This is a genomic window from Pseudomonas sp. D1-1, assembly GCF_051132225.1.
GTDB lineage: Bacteria > Pseudomonadota > Gammaproteobacteria > Pseudomonadales > Pseudomonadaceae > Aquipseudomonas.
Map to the genome: position 1 here is coordinate 210,847 of NZ_CP071676.1, position 23,230 is coordinate 234,076.

At 61.5% G+C, this 23,230-nt stretch carries 7 protein-coding genes and 1 pseudogene; 7 read left to right on the plus strand and 1 reads right to left on the minus strand.

Annotation, left to right across the window (positions count from 1 at the left end):
- Positions 1-51: 51 nt before the first annotated feature.
- Positions 52-13,878 carry a retention module-containing protein gene (locus tag J3P86_RS00910; protein ID WP_434699241.1) on the minus strand — a complete coding sequence of 4,609 codons (13,827 nt, stop codon included), beginning with the start codon at positions 13,876-13,878 and terminating at the stop codon, positions 52-54.
- A gap of 360 nt (positions 13,879-14,238) precedes the next feature.
- On the opposite strand from J3P86_RS00910, the gene J3P86_RS00915 reads away from it, so the two are divergent.
- The 7 genes and pseudogenes from J3P86_RS00915 to J3P86_RS00945 all read left to right on the plus strand — a co-directional run bounded on the left by J3P86_RS00915 (position 14,239) and on the right by J3P86_RS00945 (position 23,186).
- A complete protein-coding gene (locus J3P86_RS00915) occupies positions 14,239-15,588 on the plus strand; it encodes a TolC family outer membrane protein (RefSeq protein WP_434654233.1) in 1,350 nt (449 codons plus the stop codon).
- 36 nt (positions 15,589-15,624) lie between these two features.
- Positions 15,625-17,783 (plus strand): annotated as a pseudogene (locus tag J3P86_RS00920) (type I secretion system permease/ATPase).
- Positions 17,773-19,140, plus strand: a complete 1,368-nt coding sequence (locus tag J3P86_RS00925) for an HlyD family type I secretion periplasmic adaptor subunit (protein ID WP_434602468.1) — start codon at positions 17,773-17,775, stop codon at positions 19,138-19,140. The pseudogene J3P86_RS00920 and the gene J3P86_RS00925 overlap by 11 nt, the downstream one beginning before the upstream one ends.
- A 335-nt stretch (positions 19,141-19,475) precedes the next feature.
- Positions 19,476-20,378, plus strand: coding sequence for a TauD/TfdA dioxygenase family protein (locus J3P86_RS00930; protein WP_434699242.1), 903 nt, complete (start codon positions 19,476-19,478; stop codon positions 20,376-20,378).
- Positions 20,379-20,415: 37 nt separating this feature from the next.
- Positions 20,416-21,441, plus strand: a complete 1,026-nt coding sequence (locus J3P86_RS00935) for an ABC transporter substrate-binding protein (RefSeq protein WP_434699243.1) — start codon at positions 20,416-20,418, stop codon at positions 21,439-21,441.
- 5 nt (positions 21,442-21,446) lie between these two features.
- Positions 21,447-22,307, plus strand: a complete 861-nt coding sequence (locus tag J3P86_RS00940) for an ABC transporter ATP-binding protein (RefSeq protein ID WP_434696228.1) — start codon at positions 21,447-21,449, stop codon at positions 22,305-22,307.
- A gap of 12 nt (positions 22,308-22,319) precedes the next feature.
- Positions 22,320-23,186, plus strand: a complete 867-nt coding sequence (locus tag J3P86_RS00945; RefSeq protein WP_434699244.1) for an ABC transporter permease — start codon at positions 22,320-22,322, stop codon at positions 23,184-23,186.
- The last annotated feature ends 44 nt before the right edge of the window (positions 23,187-23,230 follow it).

Here is a 23,230-nt window from a genome sequence, read left to right on the forward strand (position 1 = left end):
TTATCCTGTGGCGAGGGAGCAAGCGCCCTCGCCACAGAGTCTGTGTCAGGTTCAGCTGTTGTTGTGATCGATCTTGATGGTCGGGTCACTGCCAGCGATGAGCGAGTTCAGGTTGATGTTCGACCAGTTGTTGCCTTCCAGCTTGATCGTCACGTCCGGCGTCGCCGCAGTGTTGGCCGCGTTGAATTGACCGGTGGTGCTGACTTGCAGGGAAGACACGCCATCGACCGTGCTGATCTTCAGGAAGTGGTCGATGGTGCTGCCGGTTTCGCCCTGCAACAGGTCTCGCAGGTCGATCCGGTCACCTTCGGCGGCCTTGAAGTCCTTGATCACGTCAGTGCCGGTGTCGCCGGATTTCCAGACGAAGGTATCGCCGCCCAGGCCACCGATGAGCGTGTCGTTGCCCTTGCCGCCGATCAGGATGTCGCTGCCGCTGCCACCGAGCAGGATGTCATTGCCCTTGCCGCCGTCGAGCAAATCGTTGCCGCCCTGGCCGAAGAGGATGTCGTTGCCGGCGCCGCCCAGCAGAGTGTCATTGCCATCATGGGCACCGGACACATCGAACGCGGTGTAGTGCTCGGTGATGTACTGGTGCACGTTCGAAGTGCTGACCTTGCTGACGTCCACGCCGCTTTGCTGGGCCACGAACGACTGGATGGCCTGGTAGCCCTCGCCGGCAATGCCGTTGAAGCTCACCAGGTCGCCGAACAGGATGTCGTTGCCGTCGGCACCGTTGACCGTGTCGGCACCCGGCAACGTCGCTTCGGTGTGGCCGATGATCGAGTTGGCCAGGTCCTTGGGGTCGATGTTGGTTTGCGGCTTGCCATCGGAGTCGTACGGCTTGAGGTCGTCCAGGGTCACGCCGTTGTTCAGGCCGATGGCTTCAACGTTGCTCAAGCCTTTGAGCAGAGTGAAGCTGGCCGCTGAGCCGGTTGCTGCCGAGACGTCGCCCCACCCGCCGCCGTCCAGGTTGGAGAACTCGAACGTGCCGTTGCCCTCGGCACGCACCGTGCCGACGTAACTGTCATTCCAGTTCTTGCCGCTCTTGGTCGACAGGTACATGTCGCCATTTTCTTCGATGGTGAATTTGTGTGTGCTGTCGATCGTCTGGGTGTAGTACTTGCCAACGGTATAGTTGGACGCACTCAGCACGTCGTCGAGCTTGACGGTGCCGTACAGCGTCGGGTTCGTCTGTTCGCCGGACTGGTAGCGCGTTGGCTCACCGTCGGTGATGAAGTACGTCAGGTTCTTCGCGCCGGTATTGCTCAGGGCCTGGGTGCTGTTAAAGAAGTTCGCGGTGGTCTTGAACACCTCTTCATAGTTGGTATTGCCGCCGGACACCATCGAGTCGAGCACGCTCTTGAGCAGTGTCAGCGCGTTCGGATCGTTGAGGTTGACCGCAACGTTCTTGTTGACCTGGTTATCGAAGTCCGCCAGGAAGATGTTCACCGTCCCGGAGTTGCTGCCCAGGCTCTGCTTGAGCGTGTTGAACACCTGGGTCAGCGAGTTCTTGGCGGCTGTGACGGACGACGAACTCATGCTGCCGGAGCTGTCGACCATGAACGCGATATTGTAGTTGACGCCCGGTACCACGGTCAGGCCGCCGATGTCGGCGACCACGATGTCGTTGCCGTCGGTACCGGTGACATTGTCGCTGCCGGAGGTGGCGGTGACAGCGTTATAGGTCGCCGGGTAAACGGTGACCGGGATCTGCGCGGTCGTCACTGCCGACCCGCCGAGGGATTCGGTGGAGGTCGACGTTACGGTCAGGTTGATCTGGCCGCTGAAGTAGGTCGGCGGCGTCAGGTTGAGGCTACCCAGGTTCCAGCCGGTGAGCGAAGCTTCGCCGTTGGCGCCCACGGTTGCGGTATGTCCCGCGCCATCGCTCAGCACACTGCCTTCCGGCATGCCGCCGATTTTCACGCTCAGGCTTTCGGAGCCATCGGTGTCGGTCAGTGCGGTGGTGATCTTCGACAGCTTCACGCTGCCGCCTTCGGCGCCTTCGTTGAGCTTGTAGCCGTCGTAGTAGCCTTCGCCATTGGTGCCGTGCAGGTCGGAAACGGAAACCCCGGCATTCACCAGGTCAGCCACGCCGGTATACAGCGGTACGCCTGCGCTGCTCAGGTCCACCGGCGTGCTGCCGTTGACCGACAGGTTCACGTCATAACTGCCTGGGCCGGTCTGGTTGTGGTGGTAGATATCCAGGGTGTAATAGCCGCTGGTGGTCGGCGTGAACGAACCGTTCAACTGGCCGCCCGCACCCCAAGTGATGGCCGCGGCGGTCTTGCCGCCGATGGTCACCAGCAAACTGTCGTCGCCGGTGCCGCTGAAGGTGTAGGTCTTGCCGGCTTCCAGGAAGATCAGGCCCGAGGTCTTCGACGCGGTGCCCGGATTGACGTTGCCGTCGTTCTGAACGTTGCTCACATTGGTGCTGCTGTTCGGCGTGCCGGCGGCGTCGATCACCGACTTGAGCGTGCCGGACGGCGCGCCATTGCCATCGGTGCCCAGGCCCGACAGGCCGGTCCAGACTTCCTTGATCAGGCCGGTAGAGGTCACGTTGTTGCCGGCGACGTTGAGGGTCGGCGCATCGGCGGTTGGCGTGATGTCGATCTTCACGGTGCCGGTGTTACCCAGAGTCTGGCCGTCGGTTGGCTGGAACTTGATCTGCGCGTAGTCAGCCTGCTTGTTGCCCACGCCGCTGCCGCCGTAGCCATCGGCCCCGGATTCGTTGGCATCGGGTGTGAAGCGCAGCTTGCCGGCGTCGATGTCGGCCTTGGTGAAGGTCTGGTTGTTGGCCACGTCCTTCCAGGTTGCGCCGTCCAGGTACTGCAACTTGCCGTCACCCGGCAGCCCGGTGATTTTCACACCCTGGCTGGTGGCGGCGCTGTCCACGTCGCTGATGCCGAACGTCGACCAGCCGAGGACCAGTGAAGTGTCTTCGGTACCGGTCACCGCGCCACCGGTGGCTACGGGTGCGTCGTTGACTCCGACCACGTTCACGGTGGTGGTGGCGGTGTTGGAGTAGCTCGTGCCGTCGGTCACTGTCACGGTGATGACGCGCGGTACGGTGCTCGGATCTTCGCTGTTGTTGATGAAGCTGATGTTCTTGATCTGCTGCATGTAGTCGGCCAACGTCGCATTGCCCGTCAGCGTCAGGACGATTTTGCCGTCGGTGCTATTGGCGTTGATGCTGATGCCGTTGACGCTACTGCCCAGGTTCAGATGATCGCCAGGCTGACGGTTGGTCAGCACGATGGTGGCGCCGGTCAGCTGGGTGCTGTCCGGGTCGGTGATTTTCAGGTCAGTGTCGCCGATCGATACGCCTGGGCCCGCGGTGCCTTCGGTGAAGGTCACCTGGTAATCGGCGCCGGTCTTGCCGCTGGAATTGTTGGCATCCAGATCGAGTACCGGCGCCGCATCGTTGTCGATGATCGAAGTGCTGACGCTGCCATTGGTGCCGCTGACCGCCAGGTTCTCGAAGTTGCCACCGGTGGCCGAGTCGATCTTGACCACGAAGTTTTCAGTGCCTTCGGTGATCTTGTCGTCCAGGGTCGCCACGTTGAAGCTGGCGCTGGTGGCGTTGGCCGGGATCTTCACGGTGTAGACACCGGTGAAGTCCGAGCCATCGGCGGCGGTACCGCTGTAGACGATCTTGACCGTTACCTCGGTTTGCGCCGGGTTCGTCAGGTTGACCGTGTAAGTGGCGGCCTGGCCTTCGGTTACCGAACTGCTGCCGGTGATGCTGACGGTGGTGTTGTCAGGCGTGTCGGTCACGGCGGTCACGGCTGGCGTGGTGCTCGGCACCAGGTGCTCGAAGTTACCCCCGGTGGCCGTCTTGATCGTTGCTTCGACATTGCCGGCGTCTTTGTAGACATCATCTTTCGGCGCATCGACGGTCACGGTGCCGGTCTTGGCACCGGCGGCGATGTTGATCACCGCGCCGTTGCTCAGGGTCACGGTCACTGGCGAGCCAGCGGCGTTGGTGAGGGTCGCGGTATAGGTGATCTGGCCGCCCTCGGCGACCGAGTTGGTGGCGCTCAGGCTCAGGCCGGTGGTGTCCTGGACATCGGTGACGGTGGTGCCGGCAGGCTTGCCGTCGATTTCCAGGTTTTCATAGTTGCCGCCTTTGGCGTCGTCGATCTTGACGCTGAGGTTGCTACCACCTGCCAACGCATCGTTAGGCGCGGTGAAGTTCACCGAGCCGGAGCTTGCGCCGACTGGAATGGTGATGGACTGGCCGTTGCTCAAGTTCACCACGAGCGGGACGCCGGTGACTGGAGCGTTCACCGAAGCGGTGTAAACCACGGTGCCGCCTTCGCCCACGGAAGGTGAAGCGGTCAAGCTGACAGTCGAAGCGTCTAGCGTGTCGGTCACGTCCGTCACGACTGGTGCAGTATTAGGCACCAGGTTTTCGAAGTTGCCGCCAACGGCCTTGTCGATGCTGACTTCAACCTTGCCGGCGTCTTTGTAGACGTCGTCTTTCGGTGCATCGACGGTCACGGTGCCGGTCTTGGCGCCGGCGGCGATGTTGATCACGGCACCGTTGCTCAGGGTGATGGTCACCGGCGAGCCGGCAGCGTTGCTCAAGGTCGCGGTGTAAACAATCGAACCGCCCTCGGCGATGGTGTCGGTCGCGGACAGAGTCAGACCGGTAGTGTCCTGGGTATCAGTGACTGCGGTGTCCGCAGGCTTGCCGTCGATTTCCAGGTTTTCGTAGTTGCCGCCTTTGGCGTCGTCAATCTTGACGCTGAGGTTGCTGCCGCCCGCCAACGCATCATTAGGTGCGGTGAAGTTCACCGAGCCGGAGCTTGCGCCGACTGGGATGGTGATGCTTTGACCGTTGCTCAAGGTCACTACGAGCGGAGCGCCGGTGACTGGAGCGTTCACCGAAGCGGTGTAAACCACGGTGCCGCCTTCGCCCACGGAAGGTGAAGCGGTCAAGCTGACAGTCGAAGCGTCTAGCGTGTCGGTCACGTCCGTCACGACTGGTGCAGTATTAGGCACCAGGTTTTCGAAGTTGCCACCGGTGGCTTTATCGATGCTGACTTCAACCTTGCCGGCGTCCTTGTAGACGTCGTCTTTTGGCGCGTCGACGGTCACGGTGCCAGTGGTGGCACCAGCCGCGATGTTGATCACCGCGCCGTTGCTCAGGGTGATGGTCACCGGCGAGCCGGCCGCATTGGACAGGGTCGCGGTGTAAACGATGGAACCGCCTTCAGCGACAGTATCAGTCGCGGACAGAGTCAGACCGGTAGTGTCTTGAACGTCCGTAACGGTCGTATCCGCAGGCTTACCGTCGATTTCCAGGTTTTCGAAGTTGCCGCCTTTCGCGTCGTCGATCTTGACGCTGAGGTTGCTGCCACCCGCCAACGCATCATTAGGCGCGGTGAAGTTCACAGAGCCGGAGCTGGAACCAACTGGGATGGTGATGCTTTGACCGTTGCTCAAGGTCACTACGAGCGGAGCGCCGGTGACTGGAGCGTTCACCGAAGCGGTGTAAACCACGGTGCCGCCTTCGCCAACAGTCGAAGTTGCGCTGAGCGAAACGGTGCTGGTGTCGAGGGTGTCGGTCACGTCGGTGACGACTGGTTCAGTGTTAGGCACCAGGTTTTCGAAGTTGCCACCGGTAGCTTTATCGATGCTGACTTCAACTTTGCCAGCGTCCTTGTAGACGTCGTCTTTTGGCGCGTCGACGGTCACGGTGCCAGTGGTGGCGCCGGCAGCGATATTAATCACCGCGCCGTTGCTCAGGGTGATGGTGACAGGCGAGCCGGCAGCGTTAGTCAGGGTAGCGGTGTAAACAATCGAACCGCCTTCAGCGACAGTATCAGTGGCGGACAGGGTCAGACCGGTAGTGTCCTGGGTATCGGTCACTGCGGTGTCCGCAGGCTTGCCGTCGATTTCCAGATTTTCGTAGTTGCCACCCTTGGCGTCGTCGATCTTGACGCTCAGGTTGCTGCCGCCCGCCAACGCATCGTTAGGCGCGGTGAAGTTCACCGAGCCGGAGCTTGCGCCGACTGGGATGGTGATGGACTGGCCGTTGCTCAAGGTCACTACGAGCGGAGCGCCGGTGACTGGAGCGTTCACCGAAGCGGTGTAAACCACGGTGCCGCCTTCGCCCACGGAAGGGGAAGCCGTCAGGCTGACAGTCGAGGTGTCGAGCGTGTCGGTGACGTCAGTCACGGCTGGCGTGGTGCTCGGGACCAGGTTTTCGAAGTTGCCGCCAGTCGCTTTATCGATGCTGACTTCAACCTTGCCGGCGTCTTTGTAGACGTCGTCTTTCGGTGCATCGACGGTCACGGTGCCGGTCTTGGCGCCGGCGGCGATGTTGATCACCGCGCCGTTGCTCAGGGTCACGGTCACTGGCGAGCCAGCGGCGTTGGTGAGGGTCGCGGTATAGGTGATCTGGCCGCCCTCGGCGACCGAGTTGGTGGCGCTCAGGCTCAGGCCGGTGGTGTCCTGGACATCGGTGACGGTGGTGCCGGCAGGCTTGCCGTCGATTTCCAGGTTTTCGTAGTTGCCGCCTTTGGCGTCGTCGATCTTGACGCTGAGGTTGCTACCACCTGCCAACGCATCGTTAGGCGCGGTGAAGTTCACCGAGCCGGAGCTTGCGCCGACTGGGATGGTGATGCTTTGACCGTTGCTCAAGGTCACTACGAGCGGAGCGCCGGTGACTGGAGCGTTCACCGAAGCGGTGTAGACCACGGTGCCGCCTTCGCCAACAGTCGAAGTCGCGGTGAGCGAAACGGTGCTGGTGTCGAGGGTGTCGGTCACATCGGTGACGACTGGTGCGGTGTTAGGCACCAGATTCTCAAAGTTACCGCCAACTGCCGTGTCGATGCTGACTTCAACTTTGCCGGCGTCTTTGTAGACGTCGTCTTTCGGTGCATCGACGGTCACGGTCCCGGTCTTGGCGCCGGCGGCGATGTTGATCACGGCACCGTTGCTCAGGGTGATGGTCACCGGCGAGCCGGCAGCGTTGCTCAAGGTCGCGGTGTAAACAATCGAACCGCCCTCGGCGATGGTGTCGGTCGCGGACAGAGTCAGGCCGGTAGTGTCCTGGGTATCAGTTACTGCGGTGTCCGCAGGCTTGCCGTCGATTTCCAGGTTTTCGTAGTTGCCGCCTTTCGCGTCGTCGATCTTGACGCTGAGGTTGCTGCCGCCCGCCAACGCATCGTTGGGCGCGGTGAAGTTCACCGAGCCGGAGCTGGAACCAACTGGAATGGTGATGCTTTGACCATTCGACAGCGTGACGACCAGCGGAGCGCCGGTGACTGGAGCATTTACGGATGCTGTGTAAACCACAGTGCCGCCTTCGCCCACGGAAGGGGAAGCGGTCAAGCTGACAGTCGAGGTGTCGAGCGTGTCGGTCACGTCCGTCACGACTGGTGCAGTGTTAGGCACCAGGTTCTCAAAGTTACCACCAACGGCCGTGTCGATGCTGACTTCAACCTTGCCGGCATCCTTGTAGACATCGTCTTTCGGCGCGTCGACAGTGACGGTGCCAGTGGTAGCGCCGGCGGCGATATTGATCACGGCACCGTTGCTCAGGGTGATGGTCACCGGCGAGCCGGCAGCGTTGCTCAAGGTCGCGGTGTAAACAATCGAACCGCCCTCGGCGATGGTGTCGGTCGCGGACAGAGTCAGACCGGTAGTGTCCTGGGTATCAGTGACTGCGGTGTCCGCAGGCTTGCCGTCGATTTCCAGGTTTTCGTAGTTGCCGCCTTTGGCGTCGTAAATCTTGACGCTGAGGTTGCTGCCGCCCGCCAACGCATCGTTGGGCGCGGTGAAGTTCACCGAGCCGGAGCTGGAACCAACTGGAATGGTGATGCTTTGACCATTCGACAGCGTGACGACCAGCGGAGCGCCGGTGACTGGAGCATTTACAGATGCTGTGTAAACCACAGTGCCGCCTTCGCCCACGGAAGGGGAAGCGGTCAAGCTGACAGTCGAGGTGTCGAGCGTGTCGGTCACGTCCGTCACGACTGGTGCAGTGTTAGGCACCAGGTTCTCAAAGTTACCACCAACGGCCGTGTCGATGCTGACTTCAACCTTGCCGGCGTCCTTGTAGACGTCGTCTTTCGGCGCGTCGACGGTTATGGTGCCGGTCTTGGCGCCGGCAGCGATGTTGATCACCGCGCCGTTGCTCAGGGTGATGGTGACCGGCGAGCCGGCAGCGTTGCTCAAGGTCGCGGTGTAAACAATCGAACCGCCCTCGGCGATGGTGTCGGTCGCGGACAGAGTCAGACCGGTAGTGTCCTGGGTATCAGTGACTGCGGTGTCCGCAGGCTTGCCGTCGATTTCCAGGTTTTCGTAGTTGCCGCCTTTGGCGTCGTCAATCTTGACGCTGAGGTTGCTGCCGCCCGCCAACGCATCATTAGGTGCGGTGAAGTTCACCGAGCCGGAGCTTGCGCCGACTGGGATGGTGATGCTTTGACCGTTGCTCAAGGTCACTACGAGCGGAGCGCCGGTGACTGGAGCGTTCACCGAAGCGGTGTAGACCACGGTGCCGCCTTCGCCAACAGTCGAAGTCGCGGTGAGCGAAACGGTGCTGGTGTTCAGAGTATCGGTGACGTCGGTCACGGCTGGCGTGGTGCTCGGCACCAGGTTTTCGAAGTTACCACCGACAGCCTTGTCGATGCTGACTTCAACCTTGCCGGCGTCCTTGTAGACGTCGTCTTTCGGTGCATCGACGGTTATGGTGCCGGTCTTGGCGCCGGCAGCGATGTTGATCACCGCGCCGTTGCTCAGGGTGATGGTCACCGGCGAGCCGGCAGCGTTAGTCAGGGTCGCGGTGTAAACAATCGAACCGCCTTCAGCGACAGTATCAGTGGCGGACAGGGTCAGACCGGTAGTGTCCTGGGTATCGGTCACTGCGGTGTCCGCAGGCTTGCCGTCGATTTCCAGATTTTCGTAGTTGCCACCCTTGGCGTCGTCGATCTTGACGCTCAGGTTGCTGCCGCCCGCCAACGCATCGTTAGGCGCGGTGAAGTTCACCGAGCCGGAGCTTGCGCCGACTGGGATGGTGATGCTTTGACCGTTGCTCAAGGTCACTACGAGCGGAGCGCCGGTGACTGGAGCGTTCACCGAAGCGGTGTAGACCACGGTGCCGCCTTCGCCAACAGTCGAAGTCGCGGTGAGCGAAACGGTGCTGGTGTCGAGGGTGTCGGTCACATCGGTGACGACTGGTGCGGTGTTAGGCACCAGATTCTCAAAGTTACCGCCAACTGCCGTGTCGATGCTGACTTCAACTTTGCCGGCGTCCTTGTAGACGTCGTCTTTCGGCGCATCGACGGTCACGGTGCCGGTCTTGGCGCCGGCGGCGATGTTGATCACGGCACCGTTGCTCAGGGTGATGGTCACCGGCGAGCCGGCAGCGTTAGTCAGGGTCGCGGTGTAAACAATCGAACCACCTTCAGCTACGGTGTCGGTCGCGGACAGAGTCAAACCGGTAGTGTCTTGGGTATCAGTTACTGCGGTATCCGCAGGCTTGCCGTCGATTTCCAGGTTTTCGTAGTTGCCACCTTTCGCGTCGTCGATCTTGACGCTCAGGTTGCTACCACCCGCCAACGCATCATTAGGCGCGGTGAAGTTCACCGAGCCAGAGCTTGCGCCGACTGGGATGGTGATGGACTGGCCGTTGCTCAAGTTCACCACGAGCGGGACGCCGGTGACTGGAGCGTTCACCGAAGCGGTGTAAACCACGGTGCCGCCTTCGCCCACGGAAGGTGAAGCGGTCAAGCTGACAGTCGAAGCGTCGAGCGTGTCGGTCACGTCCGTCACGACTGGTGCAGTATTAGGCACCAGGTTTTCGAAGTTGCCACCGGTGGCTTTATCGATGCTGACTTCAACCTTGCCGGCGTCCTTGTAGACGTCGTCTTTCGGTGCATCGACGGTCACGGTGCCAGTGGTGGCGCCGGCGGCGATGTTGATCACCGCGCCGTTGCTCAGGGTAATGGTGACAGGCGAGCCGGCCGCATTGGACAGGGTCGCGGTGTAAACGATGGAACCGCCTTCAGCGACAGTATCAGTCGCGGACAGAGTCAGACCGGTAGTGTCTTGAACGTCCGTAACGGTCGTATCCGCAGGCTTACCGTCGATTTCCAGGTTTTCGAAGTTGCCGCCTTTGGCTTCGTCGATCTTGACGCTGAGGTTGCTGCCACCCGCCAACGCATCATTAGGCGCGGTGAAGTTCACCGAGCCGGAGCTTGCGCCGACTGGGATGGTGATGGACTGGCCGTTGCTCAAGTTCACCACGAGCGGGACGCCGGTGACTGGAGCGTTCACCGAAGCGGTGTAAACCACGGTGCCGCCTTCGCCCACGGAAGGTGAAGCGGTCAAGCTGACAGTCGAAGCGTCTAGCGTGTCGGTCACGTCCGTCACGACTGGTGCAGTGTTAGGCACCAGATTTTCGAAGTTGCCACCGACAGCCTTGTCGATGCTGACTTCAACCTTGCCGGCGTCCTTGTAGACGTCGTCTTTCGGTGCGTCGACGGTCACGGTCCCGGTCTTGGCGCCGGCGGCGATGTTGATCACGGCACCGTTGCTCAGGGTGATGGTCACCGGCGAGCCGGCAGCGTTGCTCAAGGTCGCGGTGTAAACAATCGAACCGCCCTCGGCGATGGTGTCGGTCGCGGACAGAGTCAGGCCGGTAGTGTCCTGGGTATCAGTTACTGCGGTGTCCGCAGGCTTGCCGTCGATTTCCAGGTTTTCGTAGTTGCCGCCTTTGGCGTCGTCGATCTTGACGCTCAGGTTGCTGCCGCCCGCCAACGCATCGTTGGGCGCGGTGAAGTTCGCCGAGCCGGAGCTTGCGCCGACTGGGATGGTGATGGACTGGCCGTTGCTCAAGTTCACCACGAGCGGGACGCCGGTGACTGGAGCGTTCACCGAAGCGGTGTAAACCACGGTGCCGCCTTCGCCCACGGAAGGTGAAGCGGTCAAGCTGACAGTCGAAGCGTCTAGCGTGTCGGTCACGTCCGTCACGACTGGTGCAGTATTAGGCACCAGGTTTTCGAAGTTGCCGCCAACGGCCTTGTCGATGCTGACTTCAACCTTGCCGGCGTCTTTGTAGACGTCGTCTTTCGGTGCATCGACGGTCACGGTGCCAGTGGTGGCGCCGGCGGCGATGTTGATCACCGCGCCGTTGCTCAGGGTCACGGTCACCGGCGAACCGGCGGCGTTGGTCAGGGTCGCGGTGTAAACAATCGAACCGCCTTCAGCTACGGTGTCGGTTGCGGAAAGCGTCAGGCCCGTAGCATCAGTCGAATCGGTGACTGCGGTGTCCGCAGGCTTGCCGTCGATTTCGAGGTTTTCGTAGTTGCCGCCTTTCGCGTCGTCGATCTTGACGCTGAGGTTGCTGCCACCCGCCAACGCATCGTTAGGCGCGGTGAAGTTCACTGAGCCGGAGCTGGAACCAACTGGGATGGTGATGCTTTGACCATTCGACAGCGTGACGACCAGCGGAGCACCGGTGACTGGAGCGTTCACCGAAGCGGTGTAAACCACAACGCCGCCTTCGCCAACCGTCGAAGTCGCGGTGAGCGAAACGGTGCTGGTGTCGAGGGTGTCGGTCACGTCCGTCACGACTGGTGCAGTGTTAGGCACCAGGTTTTCAAAGTTACCGCCAACGGCCGTGTCGATGCTGACTTCAACCTTGCCGGCATCCTTGTAGACATCGTCTTTCGGCGCGTCGACAGTTACGGTCCCAGTGGTAGCACCAGCCGCGATATTGATCACCGCGCCGTTGCTCAGGGTAATGGTGACAGGCGAGCCCGCTGCGTTGGTCAGGGTCGCGGTGTAAACAATCGAGCCGCCTTCGGCAACGGTGTCAGTCGCGGAAAGGGTCAGGCCGGTAGCATCAGCCGAATCAGTGATCGTAGTAACCGCAGGCGTAGTGCTCGGAACCAGATTCTCGAAGTTGCCGCCGGTTGCGCCGGTAATCGTAGTGCTGACAGTGCTGCCATTGTTGTAGACGTCGTTGGCCGGGGTATCGACAGCCACGGTACCGGTGGTCTGGCCGGCGGCGATAGTGATCACCGAGCCATTGCTCAACGTCACGGTCACCGGCGTCTGAGCAGGATTGGTCAGCGTCGCGGTGTAAATGATCTGACCGCCTTCGGTGATGGTTTCGCTGGCGCTGAGCGTCAGGCCAGTCGTATCAGCCGAATCAGTGATCGTAGTAACCGCAGGCGTCGTGCTCGGCACCAGGTTTTCGAAGTTGCCGCCGGTTGCTCCGGTGATCGTGGTGCTGACGGTACTGCCGTTGTTGTAGACGTCGTTGGCCGGGGTATCCACGGCAACGGTGCCGGTGGTCTGGCCAGCGGCAATGGTAATGACCGAGCCATTGCTCAACGTCACGGTCACCGGCGTCTGGGCCGGATTGGTCAACGTGGCGGTGTAGGTGATCTGGCCGCCTTCGGTGATGGTTTCGCTGGCGCTGAGCGTCAGGCCAGTCGTATCAGCCGAGTCAGAGATCGTGGTGACCGCAGGCGTAGTGCTGGGCACCAGATTCTCGAAGTTACCGCCGGTTGCGCCGGTAATCGTAGTGCTGACAGTGCTGCCATTGTTGTAGACGTCGTTAGCCTGGGTATCGACAGCCACGGTACCGGTGGTCTGGCCGGCGGCGATAGTGATCACCGAGCCATTGCTCAGCGTCACGGTCACCGGCGTCTGGGCCGGATTGGTCAACGTGGCGGTGTAGGTGATCTGGCCGCCTTCGGTGATGGTTTCGCTGGCGCTAAGCGTCAGGCCAGTGGCGTCAGCCGAATCAGTGATCGTAGTAACCGCAGGCGTGGTGCTCGGCACCAGATTTTCGAAGTTACCGCCAGTAGCGCCGGTAATCGTAGTGCTGACGGTGCTGCCGTTGTTATAGGCGTCGTTAGCCGGAGTATCGACAGCCACGGTACCGGTGGTCTGGCCAGCGGCAATCGTGATGACCGAGCCATTGCTCAATGTCACGGTCACCGGCGTCTGGGCCGGGTTGGTCAGCGTCGCGGTGTAGGTGATCTGGCCGCCTTCGGTGACAGTATTGCCGGCGCTCAGGGTGACGGTGGTGGTGTCGACGGTGTCGGTGATCTGCGTCACGGCTGGCGTGGTCGGCAGGGTCACGGCGATGCCGGTGCCGCCAGTGGTACCGGTGACGGTCACGCTGACTTGGCTGGGGTCGTTGTAGACCGTGTCGTTCGGTGCCAGGGGCACGTTGACGCTACCGGTCAGTTGCCCGGCCGGGATCACGATCACCGCGCCGTTGGACAGGGTTACGGTCAGGTTGGTTTGCGGCGCCTGGGTCACGGTCGCAGTGTAGACCAGCACGCCCCCGGCCTCGGTCAGGGTCGGGGTGGCGCTCAAGGTCATCGTCGCATTGAGCACGGCGTTGGCGGTGGTATCGGCGTTGTCGTCACCACCCAGGATGTTGTCATCGGTTGCTGCGGCCGCAGCGAGGCCTTCGGTCGGGAAGCCGATGGTGGGGTCGACGCTGCCGGCCGTGGCATCCAGCACGACGAAGCTATGACCGCCGCCCACGGCTCCGCCTGTACCGGCAGCGGTGGCGCCGGCCGCGGTGGCTTCCAGGGCGGTGGTCGGGTCGACACCGGCGGCGATGGCTTGCTGCAGCTCTTCTACTGAAGGCGCGGCTTGGGCAGTGGCCTGTTCGAGGTCGGTGGAAGAGTCCGGCGCGCTGGCGCTCCACTGGGTATCGCGGCCCAGGTCGAGCGTGCGGCCGTCAGCCAGTTCCAACGTGACGGCGCCGGCAGGGCCGGTGTCCAACTGGTCGCCTACGTTAAGGCGATCGCCTTCAATGAGTACGCGCCGAATGCCCTCGGGGGAAACGACGAAAACCTGACCAACAATGCTTTTGACAACGGCAATAACACTGCTCATTGAAGACTCTCCGGGTACCACGTTCAGTAGACTTCCATGGACCCGACAGCCTCGTTGGCCATAGCGGTCTGGACGTTCATGCGCACAAAGGGATAATGTTTTGACGCTGGAAATATGACGATATTTTGACAGCTAGGTCGGCTTATTTTGTTTCTGCCAAACTATTGACCTTATGCTGGCCATCCTAAACAATCGCCCCTGTAATGTCACATTGATATTTAAGCGGCGACCTGTTCTTTCGGTGCGTGTTCCTGCCCCTGTTCTGAACTTTCCGACATACGGTCATTCCGGTTGCCATCATCCGATGCAGCGACACGTTTCGCTGTGATTCAAGACAAGAGTTTCGGGAATTTTCCAATCATGCGTTCGCACCTGTTCAAGGCTTTACCCTTCGCCCTGGCCGCCAGTTTCGTACAAGCACAAACCTTGCCGCAGGCCATGCAACAAGCATTGGATGTTCATCCGGAAATTCAGGCAGGCGTGAACAGCCGCCTGGCGGCGGACTATCAGTTGAAGGCGGCCAAGGGCGGCTACCTGCCTAGAGTGGACCTCGCAGCCGGTTACGGCCGTGAAGGCACCGACAGCGTGACGACCCGTTCGGGCAGTAATAATCATTGGGAAACCCTGAACCGCAGCGAATCGAGCCTGCGTCTGTCGCAAATGGTTTTTGACGGTTTTGCGACGTCCAGCGAAGTCGGGCGTCAACAAGCCAACGTCAGTGCTCGCGCCTATTCCTTGCTTGATGCCTCCGAGCGCACCGGGCTGACCGTCGCCCAGGTGTACCTGGACGTACTGACCCGCCGTGAGTTCGTGCGCCTGGCCGAGGAAAACCTCAAGAGTCACGAGCGCATCTTCGATCAAATCAAGTTGCGCACGTCCCGGGGGGTAGGCAGCGGCGCCGACCTGGACCAGGCCGAGGCGCGCATGGCCCAGGCCCGCAACAACCTGATCACCGAGCAGACCAACCTGGCCGATGCCGAGACCAACTACCTCAGCGCCGTCGGACAATTGCCTGACCAACTGGAGCGCCCCGCCGACTTTCTGGCGTTGCTACCGGCCAACCTGACCGAAGCCCGTGCCCAGATGCTGGAAAACAGCCCGGTGCTGCGTTCGGCCGAAGCCGACATCGCCGCCGCCGAGAAGCAATACGAGGCCGCCAAGTCGAGCTTCTACCCTCGCTTCGACGCGGAACTGGGCCGCACCGCCGACAACGACCTGGACGGCCAGAACGGCCACAACAACGAATGGCAGGCCATGTTGCGCATGCGCTTCAACCTGTACGCCGGTGGTAGCAACAAGGCCGACCTGGAATCCAAGTCCTACCTGTCCAACCAGGCGCTGGATATCCGCAACAACGCGCTGCGCCAGTTGAATGAAGAGCTGGGCCTGGCCTGGAACGCCCTGAACAACGCCAACGCCCAGGTGCCGATCGCCCAGCAATACGTGGATCGCAGTGCCAACGTGCGCACCGCCTACCAGAAGCAATTCAGTCTCGGCGAGCGGACCCTGCTCGACTTGCTCGACAGCGAAAACGAGCTGTTCAGCGCCTCCCGCCGTCTGGCGGAAATCAAGAACGTGCAGCTGTTCAGCCAGTACCGGATCAAGGCGACCATGGGCCAGTTGCTGAAAAGCCAAGGCGTGGTCGCGCCGTTGGCATCCGTTGTGCAGAACGACGTGAAACCCAAGGTCCAGTTGCCTGGGATGAATTAAGCCATCCATCCGTTTTTCAGCGAAAGAGTGCCGAGCGTGGAATCAGAAGTCAGTCCAGTCGAACTAGTTCACGACCCGCGCACGCTGCACGATGACCCGCTGCTGGATGGTTTGCTGGCGCTCTGCATGCTGCACCAGAAACCTGCCAGCGCGGCGATGCTGACCACCGGCCTGCCGCTGCCCAAGCAACGCTTGAGCGTCGACTTATTGTCGCGCGCGGCGGCCCGTGCCGGTCTGCAAGGCCGGGTGCTGCAACGCAAGCTCGAACAGATCCCGGCCATCGCCATGCCGGCTCTGCTGCTGCTCAAAGAAGGCCGCAGCGCCGTGCTGCTGGGCTGGGCCGGTGACGACCAGGCGCGCTTGCTGCTTAGCGAAAGCGATGGCGGAGAGGTCACCGTCAGCCGCGAGCTGCTGGCCGATGACTACAGTGGCAAGGTTTTCTTCGCCCAGCCGCAGCATAAATTTGACGTCAACCACGGCACGCTGATCCCACGGGCGCGTTCCTGGTTTTTCGCGACACTCTCAAACGCTCCCGCTGGTTGTACGCCGATGCCATCGCGGCCAGCCTGCTGATCAATATCATCGCCATGGCCGCGCCGCTGTTCGTGATGAACGTCTACGACCGCGTGGTGCCGAACCAGGCCGAATCAACCCTGTGGGTACTGGCGGTCGGCATTACCGGCGCCTACATTTTCGACTTGATCCTGAAGATGCTGCGCAGCCTGTGCCTGGATCTGGCAGGCAAGAAAACCGACCTGATCATTTCTGCGACGCTGTTCGAGCGCATCGTCGGCATGGCGATGAAATATCGTCCGGCGCGGGTCGGCAGCTTTGCCCAGAACATCCACGAGTTCCAGAGCCTGCGGGACTTCCTCGCCTCGCTGACCCTGACCAGCCTGATCGACTTGCCGTTCACGCTGCTGATCTTCATGGTCATCGCGATCCTGGGCGGGCATCTGGTGTGGATTCCGGTGCTGGCGTTCCCGATCGCCTTGCTGATTGGCTATGCCTTGCAGAAGCCGTTGGTAGCGACCATGGAACGAACCATGGCCCTGGGCGCCGAGCGCCAGTCCAGCCTGATCGAAACCCTGGCCGGCCTGGATGCGGTGAAGGTCAACAACGCCGAAAGTGAACGGCAGTACCAATGGGAACAGACCATCGGCACCCTTAGCCGCCTCGAGCTGCGCGTGAAGATGCTGTCCGGCCTGGCGATGAACATCACCTTGCTGATCCAGCAACTGGCCGGGGTGATCATGATCGTCTTCGGCGTCTACCAGATCATCGCCGGCAACCTGAGCATGGGTGGGCTGATCGCCTGCTACATGCTCAGCGGCCGCGCACTGAGCCCATTGGCCTCGTTGTCGGGCCTGCTGACCCGCTACCAGCAAGCGCGGGTCACCATGACTTCCGTCGACCAGATGATGGAACTGCCCCAGGAACGCAATTTCGACGAGCGCCCGCTCAGCCGCAAGGTGTTGCAGGGCGCCATTGAATGTCGGCAATTGAATTTTACCTATCCGAACCAGCAGAACGCCGCGCTGAAGAACATCAACCTGGTGATCAAGCCGGGCGAAAAAATTGGCATCATCGGCCGCAGCGGCTCGGGCAAAAGCTCTCTGGCAAAACTCCTGGTGGGGCTTTACCAGCCGGATGACGGCGCGTTGCTGGTGGATGGCGTGGACATTCGCCAGATCGACGTCAGCGAGCTGCGCTACAACATCGGCTACGTGCCCCAGGACATCCAGCTGCTGTCCGGAACCCTGCGCGACAATCTCACTTCAGGTGCCCGCTACGTCGAGGATGAATTGGTGCTTCAGGCCGCGGAGCTGGCAGGCGTACACGAATTCGCCCGCCTGCATCCGCAAGGCTATGAGCTGCAAGTCGGTGAGCGCGGGCAGAACCTGTCCGGCGGCCAGCGCCAGAACGTCGCCCTGGCTCGCGCGTTGCTGCTCAATCCGCCGATCCTGCTCCTGGACGAACCTACCAGCGCGATGGACAACACCGGTGAAGAGCGCTTGAAACAGCGCCTGGCCGCCGTGGTGGAAAACAAGACCGTGCTGCTGGTGACGCACCGGGCATCCTTGCTGTCGCTGGTGGACCGCCTGCTGGTGATCGACCGCGGGCAGATTCTCGCCGACGGCCCGAAAGCCGCCGTCATGGAAGCGTTGAAGAAGGGGCAGATCAGTGTTGCTTAAATCCGGTTTCAAGGGCGCTGTGGGCCGTTACTTCAAAGGTTCCGACTCGCTGCATGGCCAACCGCTGCCCGAAGTCAACAAGGCGCTGATCGAGGACGCCCCCCGCGTGGTGCGCCTGACGATCTGGGGCATCATCGGTTTTTTCGTGTTCCTGGGGCTGTGGGCCAACTTCGCCGAGATCGACGAAGTGACCAAGGGCGACGGCAAGGCGATTCCTTCGTCCAAGATTCAGAAAATCCAGAACCTGGAAGGCGGTATCGTCGCCGAGCTGTTCGTAAAGGAAGGGCAGATTGTCGACGCCGGTGCGTCGTTGATTCGCCTGGACGACACGCGGTTTGTCTCCAACGTCGGCGAAACCGAGGCGGATCGCCTGTCCATGCTGTTGCGGGTCGAGCGCCTGAGTGCCGAGGTCGATGACCGACCGCTGAATTTCCCGGCTGATGTACTCAAGGCCGTACCGGGTCAGGCTGCCAGCGAAGAATCGCTGTACATCAGCCGCCGCCAGCAGTTGCACGATGAAATCGGCGGCTTGCAGGAGCAGTTGATCCAGCGGCAGCAGGAATTGCGCGAGTTCGTCTCCAAGCAGTCGCAATACCGCTCCGGCCTGGCGCTGCAACGCCAGGAAATCAACATGTCCGAGCCGCTGGTGGCCCAGGGCGCGGTATCGCCGGTGGAAGTGCTGCGGCTCAAGCGCGCCGAGGTCGAGACCCGTGGGCAACTGGACGCGACGACGCTGGCGATTCCTCGCGCCGAGTCGGCGATCAAGGAAGTGCAGCGCAAGATCGACGAGACTCGTGGCAAGTTCCGCAGCGAGGCACTGACCCAGCTCAATGAGGCGCGCACCGACCTGAACAAGGCTCAAGCCACCGGCAAGGCCCTGGAGGACCGGGTGAGCCGTACCCTGGTGACATCGCCGGTGCGCGGCATCGTCAACAAACTGCTGGTCAACACCATCGGCGGGGTAATCCAGCCCGGTAGCGACCTGGTGGAAATCGTGCCGCTGGACGACACCATTCTGGTGGAGGCGAAGATCCGTCCCCAGGACATCGCCTTCCTGCACCCCGGCCAGGACGCCACGGTGAAATTCACCGCCTACGACTACACCATCTACGGCGGGATGAAAGCCAAGCTGGAACAGATCGGCGCCGACACCATCACTGATGAAGACAAGAAAACCACCTACTACATCATCAAGTTGCGCACCGAACGCAGCCACCTGGGCACGCCTGAAAAGCCCTTGCTGATCATCCCCGGGATGGTGGCGTCGGTGGATATCATCACCGGCAAGAAGACCGTGCTGAGCTACCTGCTCAAGCCCATCATCAAGGCCCGGGCCGAGGCGTTGCATGAGCGGTAGCAGCGAGGTCCTGTGGCGAGGGGATTTATCCCCGTTGGGCTGCGCAGCAGCCCCAAGCAGCTAATGCAACCATGCCTGACACCGAGTTGGCTGGCTTGGGGCCGCTTCGCGCCCCAGCGGGGATAAATCCCCTCGCCACAGATGAGACGCTAAACTCTCTGCCATATCGTTATTCGTAATCGGTATTTAAAATTAATTTCTTATACCCTTAAAGTCATCCCCCTGCGTACCTGCCGACCAATCGGCGCGCCGCACGACACAAACCGACACGGTGACCCCGTGAGTTTTTGATCGACTGCGCGCCCATTCAAGCGCGCCGTGCGTGGGAGTGATGTATGCCAGCCGTCTCTTTTTCTCCAGACTCAAATGCCGCGAACATCGCGCCGCAATCATTCGAAGTACGCCCATTCAGCGGTGCCGTAGGTGCCGAGATCGTCGGGCTGGACCTGTCGCGGCCGATCAACCATCAGGATTTCGCGCGCATCCACCGCGCTCACCTGGACTATCACGTCGTGGTGTTCCGCGATCAGCGCATCACTCCCGAGCAGCACATCGCTTTCAGCCGCCGTTTTGGCGTGCTGCAAATCCATGTGCTCAAGCAATTCCTGCTGGCCGGGCATCCGGAAATTCTCATCGTCTCCAACATCATCGAGAACGGCCAGTCCATCGGTCTGGGAGACGCCGGCAAGTTCTGGCATTCGGACCTTTCCTATAAGGAACTGCCGAGCCTCGGCTCGATGCTCCACGCCCAGGAGCTGCCGAGCGAGGGCGGCGACACGCTGTTCGCCGACATGCACAAGGCCTGGGACGGTTTGCCCGAAACACTGCGTAAAGCGATCGAGGGCCGTTCGGCGGCGCATTCTTACACCGCGCGTTACAGCGAGACCAAATTCGAAGGCAACTGGCGCCCGACGCTGACGCCTGAACAGTTGGCCCAGGTCGCCGAAGTCGTGCATCCGATCGTCCGCACCCACCCGGAAACCGGGCGCCAGGCGCTGTTCGTCAGCGAAGGCTTCACCACCCGCATCGTCGGCCTGCCGGAGGATGAAAGCAAAGCCATCCTGGCCGAGCTGTATGCCTACAGCGTGCTGCCCCAGAACATCTATCGCCATCAATGGCAGCCCCACGACCTGGTGTTCTGGGACAACCGCTCGCTGATCCACCTCGCCGCCGGATGCCCGAGCCATCTGCGCCGCAAGCTGTATCGCACCACTATCCAGGGCGACGCCCCTTTCTGATCGGCTGCGCAGCGCGCAAAGAGCCCGGAGAAACACCATGTCCAAACGCATCGCTTTTGCACCGCTGGCTGCGGCTATCGGCCTGGGGTTCAGCTTGCTCGCTGGCAGCCTGGTCGCGCCGGCCAGCGCCCAGGCCGAGGGCGAGATTCGCATCGCCGAGCAGTTCGGCATCGTCTACCTGCTGCTGAACGTGGTCCGCGACCAGCAATTGATCGAGAAACACGGCAAGGAGGAGGGCATCGACATCAAGGTCGACTGGACCCAGCTGTCCGGCGGTGCGGCGGTCAACGATGCGTTGCTGTCAGGCTCCATCGACATTGCCGGGGCCGGCGTCGGCCCGTTACTGACGGTCTGGGATCGCACCCGTGGCAAGCAGAACGTCAAGGCCGTGGCCTCCCTGGGCAACTTTCCCTATTACCTGTTAAGCAACAACCCGAACGTCAAGACCATCGCCGACTTCACCGAGAAGGACCGCATCGCGGTGCCGGCGGTGGGCGTGTCGGTGCAGTCACGTTTCCTGCAGTACGCCGCCGCGAAGCAGTGGGGCGACAAGGAGTTCAATCGCCTCGACAAGTACACCCTGGCCGTCCCGCACCCGGACGCCACGGCCGCGTTGATTGCCGGCGGCACCGAGTTGACCGGGCACTTTTCCAACCCGCCGTTCCAGGACCAGGCCCTGCAAAACCCCAACGTTCATGTGGTGCTCAACTCCTATGACGTGCTCGGGCCGAATTCGCCCACGGTGCTGTTCGCCACCGAGAAATTCCGCGATGAAAACCCAAAAACCTACAAGGCCTTCGTCGAAGCGCTGACCGAAGCGGCCGAGTTCGCCCAGAAAGACAAAGGCGCGGCGGCGGACACCTACCTGCGCGTGAGCAAGGCCAAGATCGACCGGGCGACTCTGCTGAAGATCATCAAAAACCCGCAGATCGAATTTACCGTCACGCCAAAAAACACCTACCCGCTCGCCGAATTCCTCTACCGCGTCGGCGCCATCAAGAACAAGCCGGCCTCCTGGGAAGACTACTTCTTCCAGGACGCCAAACCGCTGCAGGGGAGCTGATTGTCATGAACGCGCCATTGCCAGGCCACGCGGCCAGCAACGCCACCCGCACCGACACCGCGCTGTTGTCGGTGGATAACGTCAGCCTGGAATACCGCACCCCGCAGCGTGTAGTCCGCGCCACCCATCAAGTGAGTTTCGAGGTCGATCCGGCGGACCGCTTTGTACTGCTCGGCCCGTCCGGGTGCGGCAAGTCCACGTTGCTCAAGGCCATTGGTGGTTTCATCACTCCGTGTGAAGGCGAGATCCGCCTGCAAGGCCAAATCGTCAGCGCGCCAGGGCCGGACCGGATTGTGGTGTTCCAGGAGTTCGATCAGCTGCCGCCGTGGAAAACCGTTAAGCAGAACGTGATGTTCGCGCTGCTGGCGTCGGGCACGCTCAAACGTCGCGAGGCCGAGGAGCGGGCGCTGCACTACCTCGATAAAGTCGGGCTGGCAGCGTTTGCCGATGCTTATCCGCATACCTTGTCTGGTGGGATGAAGGCACGCGTCGCGATTGCCCGGGCGCTGGCGATGCAACCGAAGATCCTGCTGATGGACGAGCCGTTTGCGGCGCTGGATGCGCTGACCCGCCGCAAGATGCAGGAGGAATTGCTGCTGCTCTGGGAGGAGGTGCGCTTCACGCTGTTGTTCGTTACCCATTCCATCGAAGAAGCGCTGGTCGTGGGCAATCGCATCCTGCTGCTGTCACCGCATCCGGGGCGGGTCCGGGCGGAAATCCACAGCCATCAATATGATCTGCACAGCCTTGGCGGCGTCGGGTTCCAGCACACGGCGCGGCGGATTCATTCGCTGCTGTTCGAACAAGGCCAGTCGCCGGACGCTGAACGCGAGCTGGGTTTTGCCGACATTCGTATCGCGTACTGAGGGGAGCCTTTCATGAGCCAGTTATCGCCTGCGCGCGAAGAATACGAAGTCGATCTGCAACCGCTGACCCACGTGCCACTGGAGCGGGAATTGCCCCTGGGCCAGCGCCTTTGGCAGCAGGGGTGGTTGCGTAAATGTTTGATCCTGTTGGTGCTGGCGCTGGTATGGGAGGGCGTGGCGCGTTACCAGAACAACGACCTGTTGCTGCCGAGCTTTTTGCAGACTGCCAGCGCGCTGTATGACGGTTTGCTCAGTGGCGAGTTGCTGGGCAAGGTGTGGATTTCCCTGATGGTGCTGCTCAAGGGTTATTTGCTCGGCATCGTCCTGGCGTTTGGCTTGACCACCCTGGCGGTGTCGACGCAGTTGGGGCGTGACCTGCTCAGCACCCTGACGTCGATGTTCAACCCGTTGCCGGCCATCGCGCTGTTGCCGTTGGCGCTGCTGTGGTTCGGCCTGGGGCAGAACAGCCTGATTTTTGTATTGGTGCATTCGGTGCTGTGGGCGCTGGCATTGAACATGTATGCGGGGTTTCTCGGCGTGTCGGAAACGCTGCGCATGGCCGGGCGCAACTACGGGCTCAAGGGCCTGCGCTTTGTGCTGTTCATCCTGATTCCGGCGGCGCTGCCGTCGATCCTCGCCGGGCTGAAAATCGGCTGGGCCTTCGCCTGGCGCACGCTGATCGCCGCCGAACTGGTATTCGGCGCCACCAGCGGCAAGGGCGGCCTGGGCTGGTACATCTTCCAGAACCGCAACGAGCTGTACACCGACAAGGTCTTTGCCGGGCTGGCGGTGGTAATCCTCATCGGGCTGCTGGTAGAGAACCTGGTATTCGACAGCCTGGAACGGGTGACGGTGAAGCGTTGGGGGATGCAGCGTTGATTGGATAATACTTCCTGCTGGGTTACGGGTTGTCTGGGCTGACG